Source organism: Aeromonas sp. (assembly GCF_050252055.1).
Taxonomy (GTDB): Bacteria; Pseudomonadota; Gammaproteobacteria; order Enterobacterales; family Aeromonadaceae; genus Aeromonas; species Aeromonas caviae.
Window position 1 is genome coordinate 151,691 of sequence record NZ_JBFWLQ010000009.1, and the last position, 19,590, is coordinate 171,280.

Genomic DNA, 19,590 nt, shown 5'->3' on the forward strand with positions numbered 1-19,590 from the left:
AAATTGGCAAAGTATCCGTTATGCTTGGCTAAAAGAAAAGCTAGAATACCCGGATTATTTCGAATTGATACCCCCGCTCAAGAGACCATACATGAGCCAGCATATTGAACTGACAGGCGAATTTCAGGATCACCAATTCGGGCAACGACTCGACCAGGCCCTGGCCGAATTGTTTCCCGACTACTCCCGGACCCGCATCAAGGAGTGGATTTTACAGGACAGAGTGACCCTGGACGGTCAGGTTGCCAATACCCCGCGCGAGAAAGTGGTGGCCGGGCAGCAGGTACATGTAAATGTGGAACTGGCAGACGACACCCGCTGGGATGCCCAGAACATCGAGCTGAACATCGTTTATGAAGATGAACACATCCTGGTGATCGACAAGCCGGCCGGCCTGGTGGTTCACCCGGGCGCCGGTACGCCGGACGGCACCGTGCTCAACGCCCTGCTGCACCGCTACCCCGGTATCGCCGAGGTCCCCCGCGCCGGTATCGTGCACCGTCTGGACAAAGACACCACGGGGTTGATGGTGGTGGCCAAGACCATTCCCGCCCAGACCCACCTGGTGGAAGCCCTGCAGGCACGCCAGATCACCCGTGAGTACGAGGCGATTGCCATCGGTCACATGACCGCCGGCGGCACCGTCGATGCCCCCATCGGTCGTCACCCGACCCAGCGTACCCACATGGCCGTGGTGCCCAACGGGCGCGAGTCCGTCACCCACTACCGGGTGCACGAGAAGTTCCGTGGGCACACCCGTCTGCGGTTGCGGCTGGAGACCGGTCGTACCCACCAGATCCGTGTCCACATGGCCCACATCAAGCATCCGCTGGTGGGGGATCCCGCCTACGGCGGTCGTCTGCGTCTGCTGCGCAACGCCACCCCCGAACTGACGGAGGCCCTGCGCGGTTTCCACCGTCAGGCGCTGCACGCCACCATGCTGAAGCTGGCGCACCCCATCACGGGTGAAGTGATGGAGTGGCACTCCCCCACGCCGCAGGATATGGTGGCGCTGATGGAAGTGCTGCGGGCGGATACCCTGGCCAATCCGGACGATCTTGTCTGGAACTGATCCCGGAGGCGGCCTTGCGACGATTCCTGCCGTAACCTGCCCTCCATGATCTGATGCGGGGCCCCTTGACTGGTTGCAGCCAAGGGGCCCCGTTTTCATATGAACGAAAGGAGCCACAGATGAACTGGATCGCACCCGACTGGCCCGCACCGGGCAATGTCAGGGCTCTCTCGACCACCCGGGACGGCGGCATCAGCGAAGGGGTCTTTGCTGGTCTGAACCTCGGGGCCCATGTAGGCGATGCACTGGGCAGGGTCGAGGCCAACCGCGCCCGACTGCAGCAGGTGGCGGGGATCCCCGGCACTCTCAACTGGCTCAACCAAGTACATGGCATCGCCGTCCATCCGGTGAGCGACCGTTATGAGCGCGTACCGGATGCCGATGCCGCCTGTGCGCATGAGGCGGGGCAGGCCTGCATCGTGATGACTGCCGACTGCCTGCCGGTGCTGTTCTGCGATCGGGCAGGCACCGTAGTGGCGGCGGCCCATGCCGGCTGGCGCGGACTGCAGGGGGGCGTATTGGAGGCAAGCATCGCCGCCATGGGCTGCGAGCCTGGCGAGATCCTGGCCTGGCTGGGCCCGGCCATCGGTCCCGCCGAGTTCGAAGTGGGTGGCGAGGTGCGCGATGCCTTCATGGCGGAGCAGGCGGAAGCGGCGACTGCATTCGTGCCATCCCTCAACGAAGGGAAATGGCTGGCGGATATCTACCAGCTGGCCCGACTGCGCCTCGCCCGCGCCGGCGTCACCGCCATCTATGGTGGCGAACATTGCACCTTCAGCGACAGCGAGCGCTTCTACTCCTATCGCCGCGACGGGCAGACGGGTCGCATGGCCTCCCTTGTGTGGCTGGAAAAATAGCCGAAAAGGCGCTCGCGAGTGGCCGCAAGCGCCTCTTCACTCCCTGGTGATGGGCCTCCGGCGGCCATGATCTTGCTGCCGAGCAGGCTCAGGGTACAGGCTGCCATTGCGAGGTTGTTTTCCCTCGGTCATTGCTATTGAGGAAAAAATAAACAGCCACCCCTTGAAATTGCCCTTCAAGACCACATCTTCCTTGTCAGAAAGCGATGTTGTTGCCGCGCATGCGGCGTCTGTCTTGAAGGGGGAGTGCAATGCGCCTCGATCGCCTGACCAGCAAATTCCAGATTGCCATTTCCGATGCCCAGTCTCTTGCACTGGGTCGTGACCACCAATTCATTGAACCCGTCCATCTGATGAGCGCCTTGCTCAATCAGGACGGCGGATCCATTCGTCCGCTGCTCACCCTGACCGGGCTCGACATCAATACCCTGCGCTCGCGCCTCGGCGAGGAGCTGGACCGCCTGCCCCGCGTCAGCGGCGTGGAAGGGGACGTACAGCTCTCCAACGGCCTAGGCCGGCTGCTCAACGTCTGCGACAAGCTGGCCCAGCAGCGCAAGGATCAGTTCATCTCGTCCGAGCTGTTCGTGCTGGCGGCCCTGGACGAGAAGGGGACGCTGGGCGAACTGCTGCGTGCCCAGGGGCTGACCAAGGAAAAACTCGAGGCAGCCATCGACAAGGTCCGTGGCGGCAAGAAGGTGGAGGATGCCAACGCCGAGGAGAATCGCCAGGCGCTGGAGAAGTACACCATCGATCTCACCGAGCGGGCCGAACTCGGCAAGCTCGACCCGGTGATCGGCCGGGATGACGAAATTCGCCGCACCATCCAGGTGCTGCAACGCCGCACCAAGAACAACCCGGTGCTGATCGGTGCCCCCGGCGTCGGCAAGACCGCCATCGTCGAGGGGCTGGCCCAGCGCATCATCAATGGCGAAGTGCCGGAAGGGCTCAAGAACAAGCGGGTGCTGTCGCTCGACATGGGGGCCCTGGTGGCCGGTGCCAAGTATCGCGGCGAGTTCGAGGAACGCCTCAAGGCGGTACTGAACGATCTGGCCAAGGAGGAGGGCAGCGTCATCCTCTTCGTGGACGAGCTGCACACCATGGTCGGTGCCGGCAAGGGCGAGGGTGCCATGGATGCGGGCAACATGCTCAAGCCCGCCCTGGCCCGCGGCGAATTGCACTGCGTCGGGGCCACCACCCTCGATGAGTACAGGCAGTACGTGGAGAAGGATGCCGCCCTGGAGCGCCGTTTCCAGAAGGTACTGGTGGAGGAGCCCTCGGTGGAGGACACCATCGCCATCCTGCGTGGCCTGAAGGAGCGCTACGAGCTGCACCACCATGTGCAGATCACCGATCCCGCCATCGTCGCGGCGGCCCAGCTCTCCCACCGCTACATCGCGGATCGCCAGCTGCCTGACAAGGCCATCGACCTTATCGACGAGGCGGCGGCCAGCATCCGGCTCCAGATCGACTCCAAGCCGGAATCCCTGGACCGGCTCGAACGGCGCATCATCCAGCTCAAGCTGGAGCAGCAGGCGTTGATGAAGGAGGACGACGACGCCAGCCGCAAGCGCCTCGATCTGCTCAATCAGGAACTGACGGAAAAAGAGCGGGAATACAATGAGCTGGAAGAGGTGTGGAAGGCCGAGAAGGCTGCCCTCGCCGGGACTCAGCACATCAAGGCGGCACTGGAGCAGGCCCGTCAGGATCTCGAAGTGGCGCGCCGCGCAGGGGACTTGGGCCGCATGTCCGAGTTGCAGTACGGCCGCATCCCGGAGTTGGAGAAACAGCTGGATCTCGCCACCCAGGCCGAGATGCAGGAGACCAGCCTGCTGCGCAACCGGGTCACCGACGTGGAGATCGCCGACGTCCTGGCCCGCTGGACCGGCATTCCGGTGGCCCGCATGCTGGAAGGGGAACGGGAGAAGTTGCTGCGGATGGAGGATCAGCTGCACAGCCGGGTGATCGGCCAGGAAGAGGCGGTGGACGCCGTCTCCAACGCCATTCGCCGCTCTCGTGCCGGGCTGTCCGACCCGAACCGCCCCATCGGCTCCTTCCTCTTCCTCGGCCCCACCGGTGTGGGCAAGACCGAGCTGTGCAAGGCGCTGGCGGAGTTCCTGTTCGATACCCAGGACGCCATGGTGCGGATCGACATGTCCGAGTTCATGGAGAAACACAGCGTGGCCCGTCTGGTGGGGGCGCCTCCGGGATACGTGGGTTACGAGGAAGGGGGGTATCTCACCGAGGCGGTGCGCCGTCGCCCCTACTCGGTGATCCTGCTGGACGAGGTGGAGAAGGCCCACCCGGACGTGTTCAACATCCTGTTGCAGGTGCTGGACGATGGCCGCCTGACCGACGGTCAGGGGCGTACCGTGGACTTCCGCAACACGGTCGTCATCATGACCTCCAACCTCGGGTCTGATCTCATCCAGGAGCACCACTCCGAGAAGGATTATGACGAGATGAAGGCCATGCTGATGGAGGTGCTGACCCGCAGCTTCCGGCCGGAGTTCATCAACCGGATCGACGAGACCGTGGTGTTCCACCCGCTCGGTGAGGAGCACATCAAGTCCATCGCCCGCATCCAGCTCAAGAGCCTGATGAGCCGTCTGGAGTCCCAGGGCTTCGAGGTGGAGGTGAGCGAGGAGCTGCTGACCAAGCTGGTTCATGCCGGGTTCGATCCCGTCTACGGGGCGCGTCCCCTCAAGCGGGCGATCCAGCAGAAGGTGGAGAACCCGCTGGCCCAGGCCCTGCTCAGCGGCCGGGTCATCCCCGGCAAGAAGCTGCTGCTGGGAGCCGACAGCAATGGGCTCACCATGAGCCAGCCTTAACGCCGTTATCGATGAAAACGCAGGCCTCGCGCCTGCGTTTTTGTTTTCAGGGAGGTGAGATGATCAAGTTTTCTGTGCTGGTGGATGACGAGGTTCATCGCCCGGCTTGTGTGCCCGAAAGAGGGCTAGCCCTGCTGCTGGAGTGCGATGGCCTCAGGGTGTTGTTCGACAGCGGCCGTGGCCGGGCGCTGTGCCACAACGCCGCCGTGATGGGGATCGATCTCGTCTCTCTCACCCATGTGGTGCTGTCCCACGGCCATTACGATCACGTGGGAGGCATCGGCTCCCTGCCCGTCTATTCCGATCCCATTCCATTGATCGCTTGTCCGGATGTGTTCAATGAGCGGGGCTACTTCCTGCCGTTGCTGCCCCGACGCTACAACCTCTACCGCCTCTCGGGCGACCTGGATCCGCGACAACTGGCGACGAGAGGGCTGCTCCCTCACTGTTCAGCTGAGCCGGTCTGGCTGTCCGAGCGGCTGGTGTTCCTGGGATCCATACTGCGACGGGAGCAGGCCAAACCCTCCTTGCTTGGTTACATGGTGCGGGGCGGGCGAGTGGAGAAAGACCTTATCAGCGATGATTCGGCGCTGGTCTACAAGAGCGAGCAGGGTCTGATAGTCTTCATCGGCTGTGGTCACGCCGGGGCCGAGAACATCATCGCGCGGGCCAAGGAGGTGTGTGGCGATGAGCGGATCCACGCCGTCATCGGCGGCCTGCATCTGAAGTTTTCCGGCCCGCAGCGGGCGGTGGCGCTCGGCACTTATCTGCAGGAGGAGGCGGTAGAGAAGCTGTTTGCCTGTCATTGCACCGGCAAACGGAAGGCGGTGCTGCCGCGGCAGCGCCAGATCGGGGCCGGTTTCGAGTACCGATTTCCTGCATAAAAAAACGGCAATCCGAAGATTGCCGGGAGGAATGTATTCGATGCGATCTGACGTGGGTTGAGCGGATCGCAGGGGCAAGCCCCAGGGTCGGCAGGCACAGTCAGCGACCATGCCCGCCTTACAGTCAGTCGGGATACGCTCTCCACCCCGGCTGACCAGCTTCGCTATCGCGTCTGTCCCGCGCCGTGTTGCCGCGATAGGAGGACAGATGCAATCAAATCAATTCGTTACAGCATGTCTGGGATGGCAGCCTTCATTTCAGATGGCCAGACGCCGACCTGGACCTGACCGATGTGCTCTTTTTGCAGCAGCAGCATGGCCAGACGGGATTGGCCGATGCCGCCGCCGATGGTTTGCGGCATGCGTGCTGCCAGCAGATCCTGGTGCCAGTCGTACTGCAGGCGATCCTCGTCCCCGGTGATGGCCAGCTGACGGCGCAGGGCCTCTGCGTCGACCCGGATCCCCATGGAGGAGATCTCGAAGCTGTCCTGCAGTACCGGGTTCCACACCAGAATGTCACCATTCAGACCCGCCAGCCCCAGCTCGCTCTCGCTGCTCCAGTCGTCGTAGTCCGGGGCACGGACGTCGTGGCGTTCGCCGTGGGAGAGGGCGCCACCGATACCGATGAGGAAGACCGCTCCCAGCTCTTTGGCGATGGCGCGCTCGCGTCCCTTGGCATCGAGGTCCGGGTAGCGGGTCAGCAGCTCTTCACTGTGCAGGAACTGGATATCCGCCGGCAGGAAGGGGGTCAGCTCATGCTCGGCACAGACCGCGCGCTCGGTGGCCTTGATGGCGGCCCAGATGCCGCGCACCGTCTCCTGCAGATAGGCCAGATCCCGGCGCTCGCCCGGCATTACCTTCTCCCAGTCCCACTGGTCGACGTAGACGGAGTGAATGGGGCTGAGACGATCCTCGTCCGGACGCAGTGCCTTCATGTGGGTGTAGATGCCTTCACCCGGGCCGAAACCGAAGCGACCCAGGGTCTGGCGCTTCCACTTGGCCAGGGAGTGGACCACCTCATAGCTGTGCTCCGGCAGGGTTTTCACCTTGACCTGCACTGCATGCTCGCAGCCGGAGAGGTTGTCCTGGGTGCCGTCACCGACCCGGCTCAGAATGGGGGCTTGTACCTCCATCAGGCCGAGTTGCAGTGCGAGTTGGCGGGAGAACATCTCTTTGACGAAGCTGATCTGCTGTTGGCTGCGGATGTAGTGCTGTTTCATGCTGAATTACCTGTCGTGAATCCGTTGAATGCGGTGATTCTTCAACAGAATGCCAACTAAATTCAATATTCGATAATTGAAATAGGCTTTGTGTGTTTTTTTCTTCAAAATAAGCCATCAATTAATGATGAATCATTAAAAGGAGCGCAAAAAAGTGTCAGAAAATTATCGGATCGATAATCTCGATCAGGCCATCCTCACCGCCCTGATGGAGAATGCGCGCCTGCCTTACGCCGAGCTGGCCAAACAACTGCTGGTGAGCCCGGGCACCATCCACGTGCGGGTAGAGAAGATGAAGCAGGCGGGCATCATCGAGGGAACGCGAGTGCAGGTGAACCCCAAGAAGCTGGGCTACGACGTCTGCTGCTTCATCGGGATCAACCTCAAGAGCGCCAAGGATTACCCGTCGGCCCTGGCCAAACTGCAGGCGCTGGACGAGGTGGTGGAGGCCTACTACACCACGGGCCACTACAGCATCTTCATGAAGGTGATGACCCGCTCCATCGACGAGTTGCAGACGGTACTGATCCACAAGATCCAGACCATCGACGAGATCCAGTCCACCGAGACGCTGATTTCGCTGCAAAACCCGATCCTGCGGGATGTAAAGCCTTGAGTCGGGTGGTCTGAGGGGGGCGTAGAGATCCCTCTCCCGTGCGAGACCCTGTCCGCGCAGCAGAATTTGACCCTGCGGGATAGGGCACCCTGACCGGTGGATCAGGGTTCGATATAGGGGATGCCGTATTTGTCGTAGAGGGCCTTGAGCCGGCCGTCCCGCTTCATGTGCAGCAGTTCGGCATCATAGGCGGCCATCAGGGCCGGGGTGTCGGCATCGGCCCGGGAACGGGTCCAGACATTGAAGTAGGGGCTGGTCTTGAGGGGTTTTGGCAGGTAGTCGAGCTTGCCTTCCAGTCCCTCCTCTCTTATCTGGGTGAAGGCGGTGACCAGGGACATGGGCACCACGTCGATGCGACCGGCGATGAGTTTGCGCAGTTGCAGCTGGTTGATGGGGATCTCCTGGAAGTGATAGCTCGGGTCTGTCATGGCCGCCGCGAGCTCGGGGGTATAGGAAAAATCCCGGGTGACACCGATGCGCCAGGGTTTGAGATCCGTCAGATGGTCATAATGGATCCGGCCTGCGGACTCCTTGCGTATGAAGAAGTGCCAGCTATGGAGCATATGGGCCTGTTTGGGGTAGAGCAGATAGGCCTCCCGCTCCGGTTTGTAGGAGTGGGTCAGCAGCAGGTCATAGAAGCCGCTTTCGGCATTGCGGGTGAGCCTGGCCCCCGAATCGATGAGCTCAATCCTGATGGGGGTATGGAGCGTGCCGAAGATGGCGGTGACGAGATCAACATCCAGCCCGCGAGGGTGTCCCTGTGCATCCAGCCACTTGAGAGGGGGTTCCAGGATGCCACCAATGACCAGCTCCCTGGCTGACAGCCAGCAGGGCAGCAGCAAGCAGAATACGAGCAAGCGTCGCACGTTACATCTCCTGAGCACTCGGGACGGGGTCGCATCCGGCAGGGACTGTGACCGGCACCTATCTAACTAGAGACGACCACGGATGGCAAACCCTGAAATGGGGAGGGGACAAACGAACGGTGCCGGTGGGAGGAGGGCGGCGCTGCCTCGACAGGCCGCCCCGTGGCAGAGTCGGGCGGGGTGGACCAGCCACTCGCCGGCTGTGGGCGGGAGGGTGGTCGGCATGAAACGTGTGCGAGGTTGCCTGCCTCAGGTTGCCTGACACTGTTTCATCTGGGTGTTGAGGGCCTGCATCACCTGACGACGGCTGATGATGCCCGTCACCTTGCCTCCCTCCATTACCGGATAGACCTTGGGTCTGGCCCCGGCCATCTGGCGGGCGAGATCCACGATGTTGTCATCAGGAGAGACGAACAGCGGGGTCCGGCTCATCAGATCTTCGACCAGAGTACGGGTGTCGCAGTGATAGCTGCCCGTGAGCAGGGCGGGAATGCAATCCTGCTCGGAGAGAAATCCGACGAGGTGCTGATGGTCATCCAGTACCGGCAGGCCCCCCAGGTTTGCCCGATGGAGTCTGTCCAGCGCCTCGGCCAGACCGAGGCCGGGGTGCAGTGAGTGGGTCAATGGCTGCATATGATCGCGAATTTGTAGCATGATGGTGGCTCCATGGGGGTCGATGGGGCCACTATGCCCGGTGGCTGTGACACGGGGCCAATGGGTTTTGCCTCGGACATCGATAGGTCATGGCCGATGAATGGGCTCTCCGTGCGATCCTGCATGGATCGGGGAGGGCGACAACCACAAGGAGAGGGTATGCGTGCATTGGTAACGGGCTGTGGCCGTCGCCTGGGATTCTATCTGTGCGAGCAGCTGGTGGCCGCTGGCTGGCAGGTGACGGGCAGCTATCGCAGCGAACGGCCCGAGCTGGATCGTCTGCGAGACGTGGGCGTCGAGCTGGTACAGGCGGACTTCACCCGGGAAGAGGAGGTGGGCGCCGTGGTGACGGCGCTGGCGGCCCATGAGGATCTTGCCCTGATCATCCACAATGCCTCCGCCTTCGAGCCCCAGGCGGCGGATCCTGCGGTGCAGCTGGCCCAGTTTGATCAGTTCTACCGGGTACACATGGCGGCTCCCTTCCAGCTCAACCGGGCGCTGGCCCCTGCCCTTGCCCGCCAGCCCAACGGGGGCATCATCCACATCACCGATATCTACATCCATGCCCCGGCGCCCCAGTTTGCCGCCTACGTGGCCACCAAGGCGGGAGCCCATTCCCTGGCCATGAGCTTTGCCCGCGAACTGGCACCCGCCGTGCGGGTCAACACCATAGAGCCTGGCCCCATCCTGTTTCTCGACGAGCACGGGGATGACTGGCGCCAGCAGGTGCTGGCGAAGACGCCGCTGGCGCGGGAGGGGGGTCTGGAGCCCATCTGGCAGGCGGTACAGATGCTGATGAAGAACGACTACATGACCGGGGCCAGCATCCGGGTGGACGGGGGGCGCGCCCTCGCCGTCATCTAGGGCAAGGCGGGCCGCCATGACATGAGGCGCCTTTGGGCGCCTCATGTGTGTGAACGGCTCAAGGGTGCCGGATGGCGGCGTGCCGGGAAGGGGGGCCGGGGTGGCCGTTGCCGGGAAGCAGGGCCTCGTCTTGCTGGCAGAGATGGATGGGGGCCTGGCCGATGCGCTGCTTCGCAAACACCTTGCTGCCCGGCAGGCCGAGGGTCACCTTGCCGGAGTCCACACTGCCGCCCTGATACATCTCCGCCAGCAGATCCCCCAGGTAGGCATCCACCCCGGCCTCGGCGAAGTCATCCCGTTCGCCGCAGGCCAGTATGTCGATGTCCAGTGGCCTGTCCGCCACCTTGCACAGGGGGTTGCTGCGATCCCGGCCATGGGCCAGCTCCATGGTGACAAACTCGGCCTTGAGCTGGACGGGGGAGAGGTCGCTCTGGACGACGAACAGGCAGTTGAGGAAGTCGTGGCGCGAATGCATGCCCACGGGCTTGGTCTGGATGACGGAACTCAGGTGAAGGCGACCAAAGCGGGCCAGCAATTCGGCGACGACCTGACTGACGTGCAGGGCGGGGTCGAGATTGGATCCAATGCTACAGAGGTAAAACATGCTTTCCATTCCTTGGGTTGGGCTCGTCTGAAATATATACGCAGCTCACGGTTATGGGATTCACTATGAATTAACATGTCGTTATCTGTTGTGATCCAACGCTGATTGGCAGAAAGGAGGTTTGCATGAGCGTAGAAATGAAATGGGCACTGTTGGCCGCGTCAGGGGCCCTTGCCATGATCATTGTCATCTGTGTGGCGTCCGTCGGCCTGGCGTGAATCCGGCCTCGGTGAGCAATCAAACCGGCTTTATGGCCGGTTTTGCTTTTTGGGGCAGTGCGGATATGCTGGCTCCCCCATGACGAATCGAGACCGCAGAAGATGACCAAGGTTCGGCCCCGCTCCCTGCTCCAGGTAGTACTGATGGGCTTCGTGCTGGTGCTGATGCCCCTGGGGGGCATGATCTGGCACGACAGTCAGGCTCTCTCCCACCTGGGCCAGCTCACCAGCGACGAGATGGAACGTGCGGTGCGGGACACTCGCCGGGCGACGCTGCTCTCCACTCAGGCCATCGATCTGGAGCGCACCCTGCGCCGCTATGCGGTCCTGGGTGATGACCGCATCCTGGCCAGCTATCGACAGCAGCTGGTGCGCTACCGGGAACTGCTCGCGACCCATCAGGACTCCATTCCGGATGCCGAGGTCTACGGAGATCTCGAGGCGGCGCTGGTCTGGCTCGACGGCCTGCAGGATCTGCGCAAGGCCAGGCAGGAGGCGACCAGCCCCCGTTTCACCGACTTCAACGAACTGAACCAGCAACTGGAAGTGGTCACCCGCAGCCAGGTGGATGATCACGTGACCCGCATGCGGGGCGCCATCGTGGAGCTGAAACAGCAGATCTGGTGGGTCAGCGGCTTCGTGGTCGGGCTCAGCCTGCTGCTGGTGTTGCTCTTTACCTACCTCATCATCCACCCGGTACGTCAGATTGAGTCGCGGATCCTGAGTCTGGGCGCCGGTGTCGAGCCGGATCAGCGCCCGGTGGATGGTCCGGCCGAACTGGTGCTGCTGGGGGAGCGGATCAGCTGGCTGCACGACAAGCTCAAGGAGCTGGAACAGCAGAAATACCAGTTCCTGCGCCACGTATCCCACGAGCTGAAAACCCCCCTTGCCGTGCTGCGGGAGGGGGCTGATCTGCTCTCGGAGCAGCTGGTGGGTCCCCTCAACGGGGATCAGCAGGAGATCTGCCAGATGCTGGAGGAGAACAGCCGCCGTCTGCAGACCCTTATCGAGCGGCTGCTCGACTTCAATCGCCTCAGCCAGCAGGAGGTGTTCACCCTGTCCGAGGTACCCCTGGCGCCCTTGTTGTCAGACTTGTCCGAAGAGTATCGGCTCGCGCTGGAATCCAAGCAAATCAGTGTACACTTGCCGCCCGAGCCCATCAGCCTGCGGGCAGAGCCCTACCGCCTGCGACTCATCCTCGACAATCTCTTTTCCAACGCGGTCAGCTATGGCGCCAGGGGCGGACAGATCTGGATCCGCGCCGGGGCGGGGGCGGGCGGCGGCTGGCTGGAGGTGGCCAACGAAGGGCCTGTCATCCCGCCAGACGAGCGGGAGCGCATCTTCGAGCCCTTCGAACAGGGCAGCATAGTGCGCCAGGGATTGCTGAAAGGCTCCGGTATGGGCCTCTCCATTGCCCGTGAGTCTGCCATGAGTCTGGGCGGCGAGCTCAGGCTGATCGAGGATGCCCAGGCGGATGTCTGTTTCCGGCTGGATTTGAACGTGCGCCCGAGCTGACGGGCGTGGCGGCGACCCCGCAGGTGCGGGTGGCGCCTTGACACCGAATATTGAGAGGAGCGGGCAGGAGCCTGCTCCCCACCAGGATCTGAAGTGACATTCAAGATGAAACGATTTGTGATTCCCGTATTGATGATAGGCCTGCTCGCTGGCTGTTCCCTGCTGCCTTCTACCAGCCTCACCGAGCCTTCCCAGGAGGCGATCGCCAGGCGGATGGAGTTTGCCAACAAGGAGATGCAGGTGCGCCTGCAATACTCGGACTGGCTGCTGGCCAGCCATCCCCAGCAGCGGATGCAGGAGCGCCAGCGACTGGCCGGCGCCACCGACCTCGAGAGCCGGGTCAGCCTGGCCATGGTCAACACCCACCCGTCCGAATCGGTGGCCAGCCGCCGGGCCGGGCTGGATCAGCTGAAGGCTCTGTTGCCGGAGCTCGGTCTCGATGCCCAGGCCTTCCTGCGCAGCTGGATCGCCCTCGGGGAGGAGCTGCTGGTGCGAGACAGCCGCCGCGACGATCAGAGTCAGGAGGTGAAGCGTCTGCGCCAGCAGATAGAGCAGCTCTCCGCCATCGACGAGCAGCTCAACCAGCGTAAGCTCAATGGGGGAGGTCAGCCATGACAGCTCCGGACCGCGCCGCAATGACCGCGTTTTTCGCCAAGAGGGGGTGAGAGCATGAGCCGTATTCTGCTGGTGGACGATGATGCCAGCCTGCTCAAGCTGATGAGCATGCGCCTGCGCAGCCAGGGTTACGAGGTAGATACCGCCGACAGCGCCGAAGGAGCGCTGGACAGGCTGCGCCAGCAACGGGCCGACCTGGTGCTGAGCGATCTGCGCATGGGGGGCATGGACGGGCTGGCGCTGTTCGAGCGGATCCAGTCCCAGTGGCTCGGCATGCCGGTGATCATCATGACCGCCCACGGCACCATTCCCGACGCCATCCAGGCGACCCGCTCCGGGGTGTTCAGCTTCCTCACCAAGCCCATCGACAAGGACGAGCTGCTGGTCACCATAGAACATGCTCTCAGCCTGACCCGTCCGAAGCAGCAGCAGGAGTGGCAGTCCCTCATCCAGACCCGCAACCCGCAGATGGAGCAGTTGCTGATCCAGGCGAGCAGCATCGCCACCATGGACGTGCCCGTGCTGATCCTGGGCCCCTCCGGCGCCGGCAAGGGGGTGATGACCCAGGTGCTGCACCAGGCCAGCCACCGCCGCGACAAGCCGCTGCATACCATCAACTGTGCGGCTCTGCCCTGGCCCGCGCTGGACTTGCAGCTGTTTGGCGAGGATGGCCAGTCCGGCCTGTTTGCCGAGGCCAAAGGCGGCACCCTCTTCCTCGACGAGATAGGGGATCTGTCGGAGTCACTCCAGGCCAAGTTGCTCCAGGTGCTGGCGGAGTATGGTCAGGGTACCCCCGAGGTGCGGGTCATCAGCTCCAGCCATCAGGATCTGGTGACCGCCATGGAAGAGGGGCGTTTTCGCGAGGATCTCTTCTACCGCCTCAACGTGGCCAACATCACCCTGCCGCCTCTGAGCGCCCGCAGCGAGGACATCCCCCTGCTGGCCCGTCAGGCGCTGGACGATTACCGCAACCGTCACCCCGATTGCGCCGCCCTCGGCTTCTCGCCGGAGGCGCTGGCCCTGCTGGCCGCCGCGGCCTGGCCGGGCAACGTGCGCCAGCTCTGCGGGGTGGTGGAGCAGCTCGCCAGCCTCTGCTGCAGCCCGGTGATAGGCGCGGCCATGGTGGAGTCGGCCCTGAGTGGCGGCGGTGGCGGCATTCCCTCGTTCAACGAGGCGCGGGCCGAGTTCGAGAAGGAGTATCTGATCCGGCTGCTGCGCACCACGGAGGGGAACGTGACCCTGGCGGCCAACATGGCGGGGCGAAACCGCACCGACTTCTACAAGCTGCTGAATCGGCACGGCATCGAGGCGGCCAACTTCAAGTCGAAGGGATAAATGACAGAGGGGCGGCCGTCGATGACGGGCCGCCCCTCTGGTTTCCGACAGAATCGGCCTCAGGCCGGGTCGCTGACACCGCTGGTAGAGAGAGTCTTCTGGGAGAGCCAGAGGCCGCTCGCCTTCATCAGATAGCCAAACAGGGCGCCGATGATGAGGGAGGGCAGAATGAGCCGCCACTCGCCTGCGGCGCCGAAGGTGGCACAGCAACCGGCGAAGGTGCCGGGAATGTAGGCGAGCCACTGCTGCCTGGCCTGCACGCACATCAGGGTGGCCACCACCCCTGTCATCAGATAACCCGCCATGCCGGCCCCCCACCAGGTCTCCCCGTGGATCAGCAGGAGTGCCCACAGCATGCCGGTGGTGTTGCACAGCAGGGTCTGCAACAGCGCCTTGTAACCGCCACTCGAGGCGAAGTAGCTGGTGCAGCCGAGGAAGCCGACCCAGGAGATGAGACCGAGTGCGGCGGCCAGTCCACCCCAGACGGCGGAGAGGATCCCGGTCGTGATGGCGATGGCGAACAGTGGGCTCATGGCGTGACTCTCAGTGGTTGAATCCGGAAAAGGAGGCAGCCTACTCCGCGGTAGAGCGGCAGCAAGCGGGGGCCGGATTGTGTGTGATCCCGATCACTCTTTGCAACTCTGGAATACGCTTGCGCTCGCGAAAAAAATTCATTGGAGGCGCCGCAGACCTTGTTCCATAGTTAGAGGCCCTGTCCTGCTCATGGAGTGAGTCTGATGGTGCCAAACGTGATCGTTCCTCTGCTGGTGTTCGTAGTGCTCTTCCTGGCCGGTACCATGGCCAAGGCACTGCCCCTTTACCAACTCATGTAATTCTGTGTGAAATAAAACTCGGCCGGGGCGGGTCTTATGGTTGTCAACCTCATCGTCCCGGGAGTTTTTTCATGTTGATCAAGCGCCGTACTTCTCATCACCCCACCGAACAGGATGTCACGCCGGAAACCGTCTATCAGGATCGTCGCCGCATCCTGAAAGGGCTGGGCCTGGGCGTCGGTGCCGCCACCCTGGCGTTTCCGGTGAAGGCCAGCCTGCTGGATCTCTTCGCACCGGACAAGCCGGCCACCGTGGCCCCCACCAGACCCCTCGACATCCGTGCCGCGACCCGGCCAGAGGGATTGATCCTCACCCCGGAGGAGAAGGCCACCACCCACAACAATTTCTACGAGCTGGGGACCGGCAAGGGGGACCCGGCCCGCAACGGCCATTACCTCAGGCCCGAGCCCTGGACCCTGAAGGTGGAAGGGGAGGTGGCCAAACCCTTCACCCTGGATGTGTGGGATCTCATCAACAAGAGCACGCTGGAGGAGCGCATCTATCGGCTGCGCTGCGTGGAGGCCTGGTCCATGGTGCTGCCCTGGAGCGGCATTGCGCTGGCGGATCTGATCCGCCGTGCCGAGCCCACCAGTCGCGCCAAGTTCGTGGCCTTCGAGACGCTCTATGATCCGGAACAGTTACCGGGGCAGGCCTCCCGTGCCCTGGGGGGCGGCATCGATTATCCCTATGTGGAGGGCTTGCGCCTCGACGAGGCCATGCACCCCCTCTCCTTCCTCGCCATGGGGCTCTATGGCAAGACCCTGCCCGCCCAGAACGGGGCTCCCATCCGGCTGGTGGTGCCCTGGAAGTACGGCTTCAAGAGCATCAAGAGCATCGTCTCCATCCGCCTGGTGGAGGAGATGCCCCCCACCACCTGGAACCTGCTTGCGCCGAACGAATATGGCTTCTACGCCAACGTCAACCCGAGCGTGGATCACCCGCGCTGGAGCCAGGCGAGCGAGCGTTTCATCGGCGAGGGGGGCATTTTCGGGGCCAAGCGCCAGCCGACCCTGATGTTCAATGGCTACGGCGACGAGGTGGCGTCCCTCTATCAGGGGATGGATCTGCGTAAATGGTATTGAGACTGACGCTCTGCCCGACTGATCTCTTGCCCCCTTCTCCCCTGGTGGGAGAGGGGATGAGAAGCGGTAAAAACATGACGGGAACTGCAATATGATGCCGAGACTGAAAACAGCCCATATCAACGGCTTGCGGGCGCTGGTGCACCTTGGTTCGCTCGGCTTTCTGCTCTGGCTGGGCTATGCCGTGCCAGCCGGGCTGCTGGGGGGGGATCCGGTCCAGGGGCTGACCCATTACCTTGGCAAGGGGGCCCTCCACCTGCTGTTGCTGACCCTGCTGGTGTCGCCGCTCGCCAAGCGCTGGCGCCAGGGGCAGCTCATCAAGTTGCGCCGCCCCCTCGGGCTCTGGTGCGCCGCTTGGGCGTCCCTGCACTTCATGGTCTGGCTGGGGCTGGATCTGCAGTTCGACTGGGGGCTGATTGGCGGCGAGCTGGTGAAGCGCAGCTACATAGTGGTGGGCATGGTGGCGCTGCTGCTGTTGCTGGCGCTCGGCATCACCTCGATCCCGGCCCTGTTGCGGCGCATGGGGCCTGCCTGGCAGAAGCTGCACAACTGGATCTACGGGGTGGCTCTACTGGTGCCGGTACACTACTGGTGGTCGGTCAAGAGCGGGTGGCAGGAGCCCCTCATCTATCTGGTGCTGGCCTGCGCCCTGCTGTGGCCACGGCGAGAGAAGCTGCTGCGCCCCTGGCGCAGGCGAGCGCAAGTAGCCGGGAGGGGGGCGGCGCAACAGCCGTCACACCCATAGCAAAAGAGGCCTATTCGGCCTCTTTTTTGGTGATCTCGCCGGTGTTGGCATCGACCTGCAACTGGACGCGCTGATCGTTGGCATTCAGGGTATCGACCTCGAATTTGTCCCCTTCCAGCTCCACTTCCCGAATGTCGTGATACCCTTGTGCCAGCAACAACTTGACCAGTCCGGCCATGTCGAGACGTGTCTGCGCCGCCCAGCCAAAGGTGGAAAAGAGGCACAAGATCAGCAGGATACTGCGTGGGATCATATTCATTCCGGATTCATGGCTGGCACACTATAAACGGCATTATGTTAGGTTTTGAGAGATGAATCACCCATGAATAGCGCGCTGCCCCTGCTTGGATTGCTGCTGCCGATGCTGGTTCAGGCGGCCCAGCCGAACGAGGCCTTGTTGCAACAGGCGGTCAGCGAGGGGCGGGTCCGCCCGTTTCATGAGTTGATGGAGGTGGCCTCCCGCCTGCCGGTGCGCGTGCTGCGCGTCGATCTGGGTGAGGAGGATGGCGTCTGGCTCTACGAGCTCAGGCTCATCGACGAGGAGAACAGCGTCATCAAGGTGGGCTACCGGGCTGACAACCTGGAGATGGTGTGGCTCAAGGGTCACCATCTGGAGCGCCTGTTCGCTCCGCGCCCGCCCCCGGAAGAGGAGTAACGGCGTGAGTCCGCGAACGTACCGTCGTCCGGTTCGTCCCCCCAACCGTTGCCGGTGCCGGCACAACCCTGTTTTGGATACCCATGTATGCGCATTCTGATAGTTGAAGATGAAAAGATCCTCGCGGGCCAGCTGGCGGAGCAGCTGCGTCTGTCCGGTTTCGTCACCGATCTCTGCCACGATGGCAACGAGGCGGGCTTTCTCGGCGAGACCGAACCCTATGACGCCATCATCCTGGATCTCGGCCTGCCCGGTCGCGACGGGCTGAGCGTACTGAAGGAGTGGCGCAGCAAGGGGATGGACACCCCGGTGCTGGTGCTGACCGCCCGTGGCCAGTTGCACGAGAAGATTGAAGGGCTCAACGCCGGGGCGGACGACTACCTCACCAAGCCCTTCCAGGTGGCGGAGCTGGTGGCCAGGGTGCAGGCGCTGGTGCGCCGGGCGGCGGGGAACGCCAGCTCCATCCTCGAGATCGGTGGCGTGCGTCTCGACATGGCGGCTTCCCAGGTGTGGTACGAGGGGACCCCCATCAAGCTCACCGCCCACGAGTTCCGGGTGCTGGGCTACCTGATGCAGCACAGGGGCAAGGTGGTGTCCCGCAGCGAGCTGATCGACCACATCTATGCCCAGGATTTCGATCGCGACTCCAACACCGTGGAGGTGTTCATCGGCCGCATTCGCAAGAAGACCCACGCCGATCTCATCGAGACGGTGCGCGGCCTCGGCTACCGGATCAACGAATGACATCCTCGCAACCGATGGCGGGGTGGGTTGAATGAGGCTGGTACGCACCCTGCGAGGTCGGCTGGTGGTGATCGCCATGGTCTGGTGCGGTCTCTTCCTGTTCGCCACCGGCTTCAGCCTGCAGACCATGATGCGCAACTACTGGCAGGAGGCGGAGGCCGATGGCCTGCGCCTGCAGCTCTACGATCTGCTCTCCCGCCTCGAGATCCAGCCGGACGGCATGCCGGTGGTCACCGAGCCCATGGCCGACCCCCGTTATCGCCAGCCCTACTCCGGCTATTACTGGCAGCTGGAGCTGGGGGAGACGGTGGTCAGTCGCTCCCGCTCCCTGTGGGATGCCCATTTGAGCGCCCACGGCCTGAAGTCGGCCTTCGGCGATCCGGATCTCTTTGTCGGCAAGGGGCCCAACAAGGAGCCCCTGCTCATCATGACCCGTACCGTGCTGCTGCCGGGGTCTGATCGGGTCTTCACCCTGGTGATGGCCAAGGACAGCAGCGCCCTGACCCAGACCCTGAAGAAGACCCGCATCAGCCTGTTTCTCGGCCTCGGCTTCGCCGCCACCGGCCTGGTGCTCGGCTTCATGTTCCAGATCCTCTACGGCCTGCGCCCGCTGCATCTGTTGCGTCGCGAGCTGAGCCGCGTCCATCAGGGTCATCAGGAGGGGTTCCGGCTGCGCTACCCCCTGGAGATCCAGCCGCTGGTGGAGGACATCAACCGCCTGCTGCACCACTATGGCGAGCTGCTGCAACGAGCCCGTTCCCACACCGGCAACCTGGCCCACGCCCTCAAGACGCCGCTCAGCATCATGCGCAACCAGGTGACCCAGTTGCCGCCGGAGGATCAGGCCGCCCTCGGCGAGCAGCTTGACCAGATCCAGCGCCACATCGACTACCACCTCGGCAAGGCGCGGGTGACCGGCGCCGCCAAGATCCTCGGGGTGTCGACCCCGGTGCGGGCCCGGGTGGAGTACATCTGCCGCGCCTTCTCCCGCCTCTATCCCGGCAAGACGGTGGACTTGCAGGTGCCGGTCAATCTGGCGGTCGGGGTGGAGGAGCAGGACTTCGACGAGATGGTGGGCAACCTGCTGGAGAACGCCTTCAAGTGGTCCGCCAGCGAGCTGCGCATCTCCAGCGCCGAGCTGGGGGGCTGGATCACCCTGCGCATCGAGGACGACGGTCCCGGCATGAGCGAGGATCAGATCGCCAAGGCGGTGCTGCGGGGGGTGCGCCTCGACGAGAAGGTGCCGGGCTCGGGCCTTGGCCTCAACATCGTCTCGGATCTCGCGGAAGCCTATCGCGGCAGCCTCATCATGGGGCGGGCCGAGCTGGGGGGGCTCGCCGCTTCCCTCTCCCTGCCCAAGGTGGCCAGGGTCGAGTGACGGGG

21 protein-coding genes are annotated in these 19,590 nt (G+C 63.3%); 15 read left to right on the top strand and 6 right to left on the bottom strand.

Going from position 1 to position 19,590, the window contains the following annotated elements; translation table 11 throughout:
* Window positions 1-91 precede the first annotated feature (91 nt).
* From rluD to AB7E19_RS16495, 4 genes are all read left to right on the top strand, one after another.
* Window positions 92-1,072 carry a 23S rRNA pseudouridine(1911/1915/1917) synthase RluD gene (gene rluD / locus AB7E19_RS16480; RefSeq protein ID WP_010675991.1) on the top strand — a complete coding sequence of 327 codons (981 nt, stop codon included), beginning with the start codon at window positions 92-94 and terminating at the stop codon, window positions 1,070-1,072.
* A gap of 119 nt (window positions 1,073-1,191) precedes the next feature.
* Window positions 1,192-1,929 carry a peptidoglycan editing factor PgeF gene (gene pgeF / locus AB7E19_RS16485; protein ID WP_427935959.1) on the top strand — a complete coding sequence of 246 codons (738 nt, stop codon included), beginning with the start codon at window positions 1,192-1,194 and terminating at the stop codon, window positions 1,927-1,929.
* A gap of 251 nt (window positions 1,930-2,180) precedes the next feature.
* Entirely contained in the window at window positions 2,181-4,757 is a 2,577-nt protein-coding gene (gene clpB / locus AB7E19_RS16490) for an ATP-dependent chaperone ClpB (RefSeq protein ID WP_223954799.1), read from the top strand.
* 59 nt (window positions 4,758-4,816) lie between these two features.
* Window positions 4,817-5,641, top strand: a complete 825-nt coding sequence (locus AB7E19_RS16495; RefSeq protein ID WP_408765897.1) for an MBL fold metallo-hydrolase — start codon at window positions 4,817-4,819, stop codon at window positions 5,639-5,641.
* A 227-nt stretch (window positions 5,642-5,868) separates the two neighbouring features.
* Here the strand turns inward: AB7E19_RS16495 and asnA are convergent, their stop codons facing one another.
* Complete coding sequence (asnA, locus tag AB7E19_RS16500; RefSeq protein ID WP_316287083.1) at window positions 5,869-6,861, bottom strand: aspartate--ammonia ligase; 993 nt, start codon at window positions 6,859-6,861, stop codon at window positions 5,869-5,871.
* Window positions 6,862-7,015: 154 nt separating this feature from the next.
* Here asnA and asnC point away from each other — a divergent pair, with 154 nt between their 5' ends.
* The gene (gene asnC, locus AB7E19_RS16505; RefSeq protein ID WP_010675986.1) at window positions 7,016-7,477 is read left to right on the top strand and encodes a transcriptional regulator AsnC; all 462 of its coding nucleotides are present in this window, start codon (window positions 7,016-7,018) and stop codon (window positions 7,475-7,477) included.
* Window positions 7,478-7,578: 101 nt separating this feature from the next.
* Here asnC and AB7E19_RS16510 read toward each other — a convergent pair whose 3' ends face one another.
* Complete coding sequence (locus AB7E19_RS16510) at window positions 7,579-8,334, bottom strand: substrate-binding periplasmic protein (RefSeq protein WP_233466804.1); 756 nt, start codon at window positions 8,332-8,334, stop codon at window positions 7,579-7,581.
* Window positions 8,335-8,592: 258 nt separating this feature from the next.
* The gene (locus AB7E19_RS16515) at window positions 8,593-8,997 is read right to left on the bottom strand and encodes a CBS domain-containing protein (RefSeq protein ID WP_029314862.1); all 405 of its coding nucleotides are present in this window, start codon (window positions 8,995-8,997) and stop codon (window positions 8,593-8,595) included.
* A gap of 159 nt (window positions 8,998-9,156) precedes the next feature.
* On the opposite strand from AB7E19_RS16515, the gene AB7E19_RS16520 reads away from it, so the two are divergent.
* On the top strand, window positions 9,157-9,861 hold the full coding sequence (locus tag AB7E19_RS16520; protein ID WP_039039618.1) for an SDR family oxidoreductase: 705 nt from the start codon (window positions 9,157-9,159) through the stop codon (window positions 9,859-9,861).
* A 58-nt stretch (window positions 9,862-9,919) separates the two neighbouring features.
* Here the strand turns inward: AB7E19_RS16520 and folK are convergent, their stop codons facing one another.
* Window positions 9,920-10,465, bottom strand: a complete 546-nt coding sequence (gene folK / locus AB7E19_RS16525; protein WP_010675982.1) for a 2-amino-4-hydroxy-6-hydroxymethyldihydropteridine diphosphokinase — start codon at window positions 10,463-10,465, stop codon at window positions 9,920-9,922.
* A gap of 125 nt (window positions 10,466-10,590) precedes the next feature.
* Between folK and AB7E19_RS16530 the strand changes: the two genes are divergently transcribed.
* The 4 genes from AB7E19_RS16530 (at window position 10,591) to AB7E19_RS16545 (ending at window position 14,148) form a co-directional block, all read left to right on the top strand.
* Window positions 10,591-10,683 (top strand): YnhF family membrane protein, encoded by a 93-nt coding sequence (locus AB7E19_RS16530; protein WP_010675981.1) that lies wholly within the window; start codon window positions 10,591-10,593, stop codon window positions 10,681-10,683.
* Between the two features lie 102 nt (window positions 10,684-10,785).
* A complete protein-coding gene (locus AB7E19_RS16535) occupies window positions 10,786-12,198 on the top strand; it encodes a sensor histidine kinase (RefSeq protein ID WP_128342189.1) in 1,413 nt (470 codons plus the stop codon).
* A 105-nt stretch (window positions 12,199-12,303) separates the two neighbouring features.
* Complete coding sequence (locus AB7E19_RS16540; protein ID WP_039039694.1) at window positions 12,304-12,813, top strand: hypothetical protein; 510 nt, start codon at window positions 12,304-12,306, stop codon at window positions 12,811-12,813.
* 54 nt (window positions 12,814-12,867) lie between these two features.
* A complete protein-coding gene (locus tag AB7E19_RS16545) occupies window positions 12,868-14,148 on the top strand; it encodes a sigma 54-interacting transcriptional regulator (RefSeq protein WP_124245197.1) in 1,281 nt (426 codons plus the stop codon).
* 59 nt (window positions 14,149-14,207) lie between these two features.
* Here AB7E19_RS16545 and AB7E19_RS16550 read toward each other — a convergent pair whose 3' ends face one another.
* Window positions 14,208-14,681, bottom strand: coding sequence for a DUF1097 domain-containing protein (locus AB7E19_RS16550; protein ID WP_043153924.1), 474 nt, complete (start codon window positions 14,679-14,681; stop codon window positions 14,208-14,210).
* Between the two features lie 371 nt (window positions 14,682-15,052).
* Between AB7E19_RS16550 and msrP the strand changes: the two genes are divergently transcribed.
* The gene (msrP, locus tag AB7E19_RS16555) at window positions 15,053-16,063 is read left to right on the top strand and encodes a protein-methionine-sulfoxide reductase catalytic subunit MsrP (protein WP_322131683.1); all 1,011 of its coding nucleotides are present in this window, start codon (window positions 15,053-15,055) and stop codon (window positions 16,061-16,063) included.
* A 91-nt stretch (window positions 16,064-16,154) separates the two neighbouring features.
* Window positions 16,155-16,808: a protein-methionine-sulfoxide reductase heme-binding subunit MsrQ gene (locus AB7E19_RS16560; protein ID WP_286700084.1), complete on the top strand. Its 654-nt coding sequence runs from the start codon at window positions 16,155-16,157 to the stop codon at window positions 16,806-16,808.
* Between the two features lie 10 nt (window positions 16,809-16,818).
* Here the strand turns inward: AB7E19_RS16560 and AB7E19_RS16565 are convergent, their stop codons facing one another.
* A complete protein-coding gene (locus tag AB7E19_RS16565) occupies window positions 16,819-17,067 on the bottom strand; it encodes a PepSY domain-containing protein (RefSeq protein WP_286700083.1) in 249 nt (82 codons plus the stop codon).
* 63 nt (window positions 17,068-17,130) lie between these two features.
* Here AB7E19_RS16565 and AB7E19_RS16570 point away from each other — a divergent pair, with 63 nt between their 5' ends.
* From AB7E19_RS16570 to AB7E19_RS16580, 3 genes are all read left to right on the top strand, one after another.
* Window positions 17,131-17,463 carry a PepSY domain-containing protein gene (locus tag AB7E19_RS16570; protein ID WP_010675972.1) on the top strand — a complete coding sequence of 111 codons (333 nt, stop codon included), beginning with the start codon at window positions 17,131-17,133 and terminating at the stop codon, window positions 17,461-17,463.
* Window positions 17,464-17,550: 87 nt separating this feature from the next.
* Window positions 17,551-18,207 (top strand): response regulator transcription factor, encoded by a 657-nt coding sequence (locus AB7E19_RS16575; RefSeq protein ID WP_005332666.1) that lies wholly within the window; start codon window positions 17,551-17,553, stop codon window positions 18,205-18,207.
* A 31-nt stretch (window positions 18,208-18,238) separates the two neighbouring features.
* Complete coding sequence (locus tag AB7E19_RS16580; protein ID WP_010675971.1) at window positions 18,239-19,585, top strand: sensor histidine kinase; 1,347 nt, start codon at window positions 18,239-18,241, stop codon at window positions 19,583-19,585.
* Window positions 19,586-19,590: the final 5 nt, after the last annotated feature.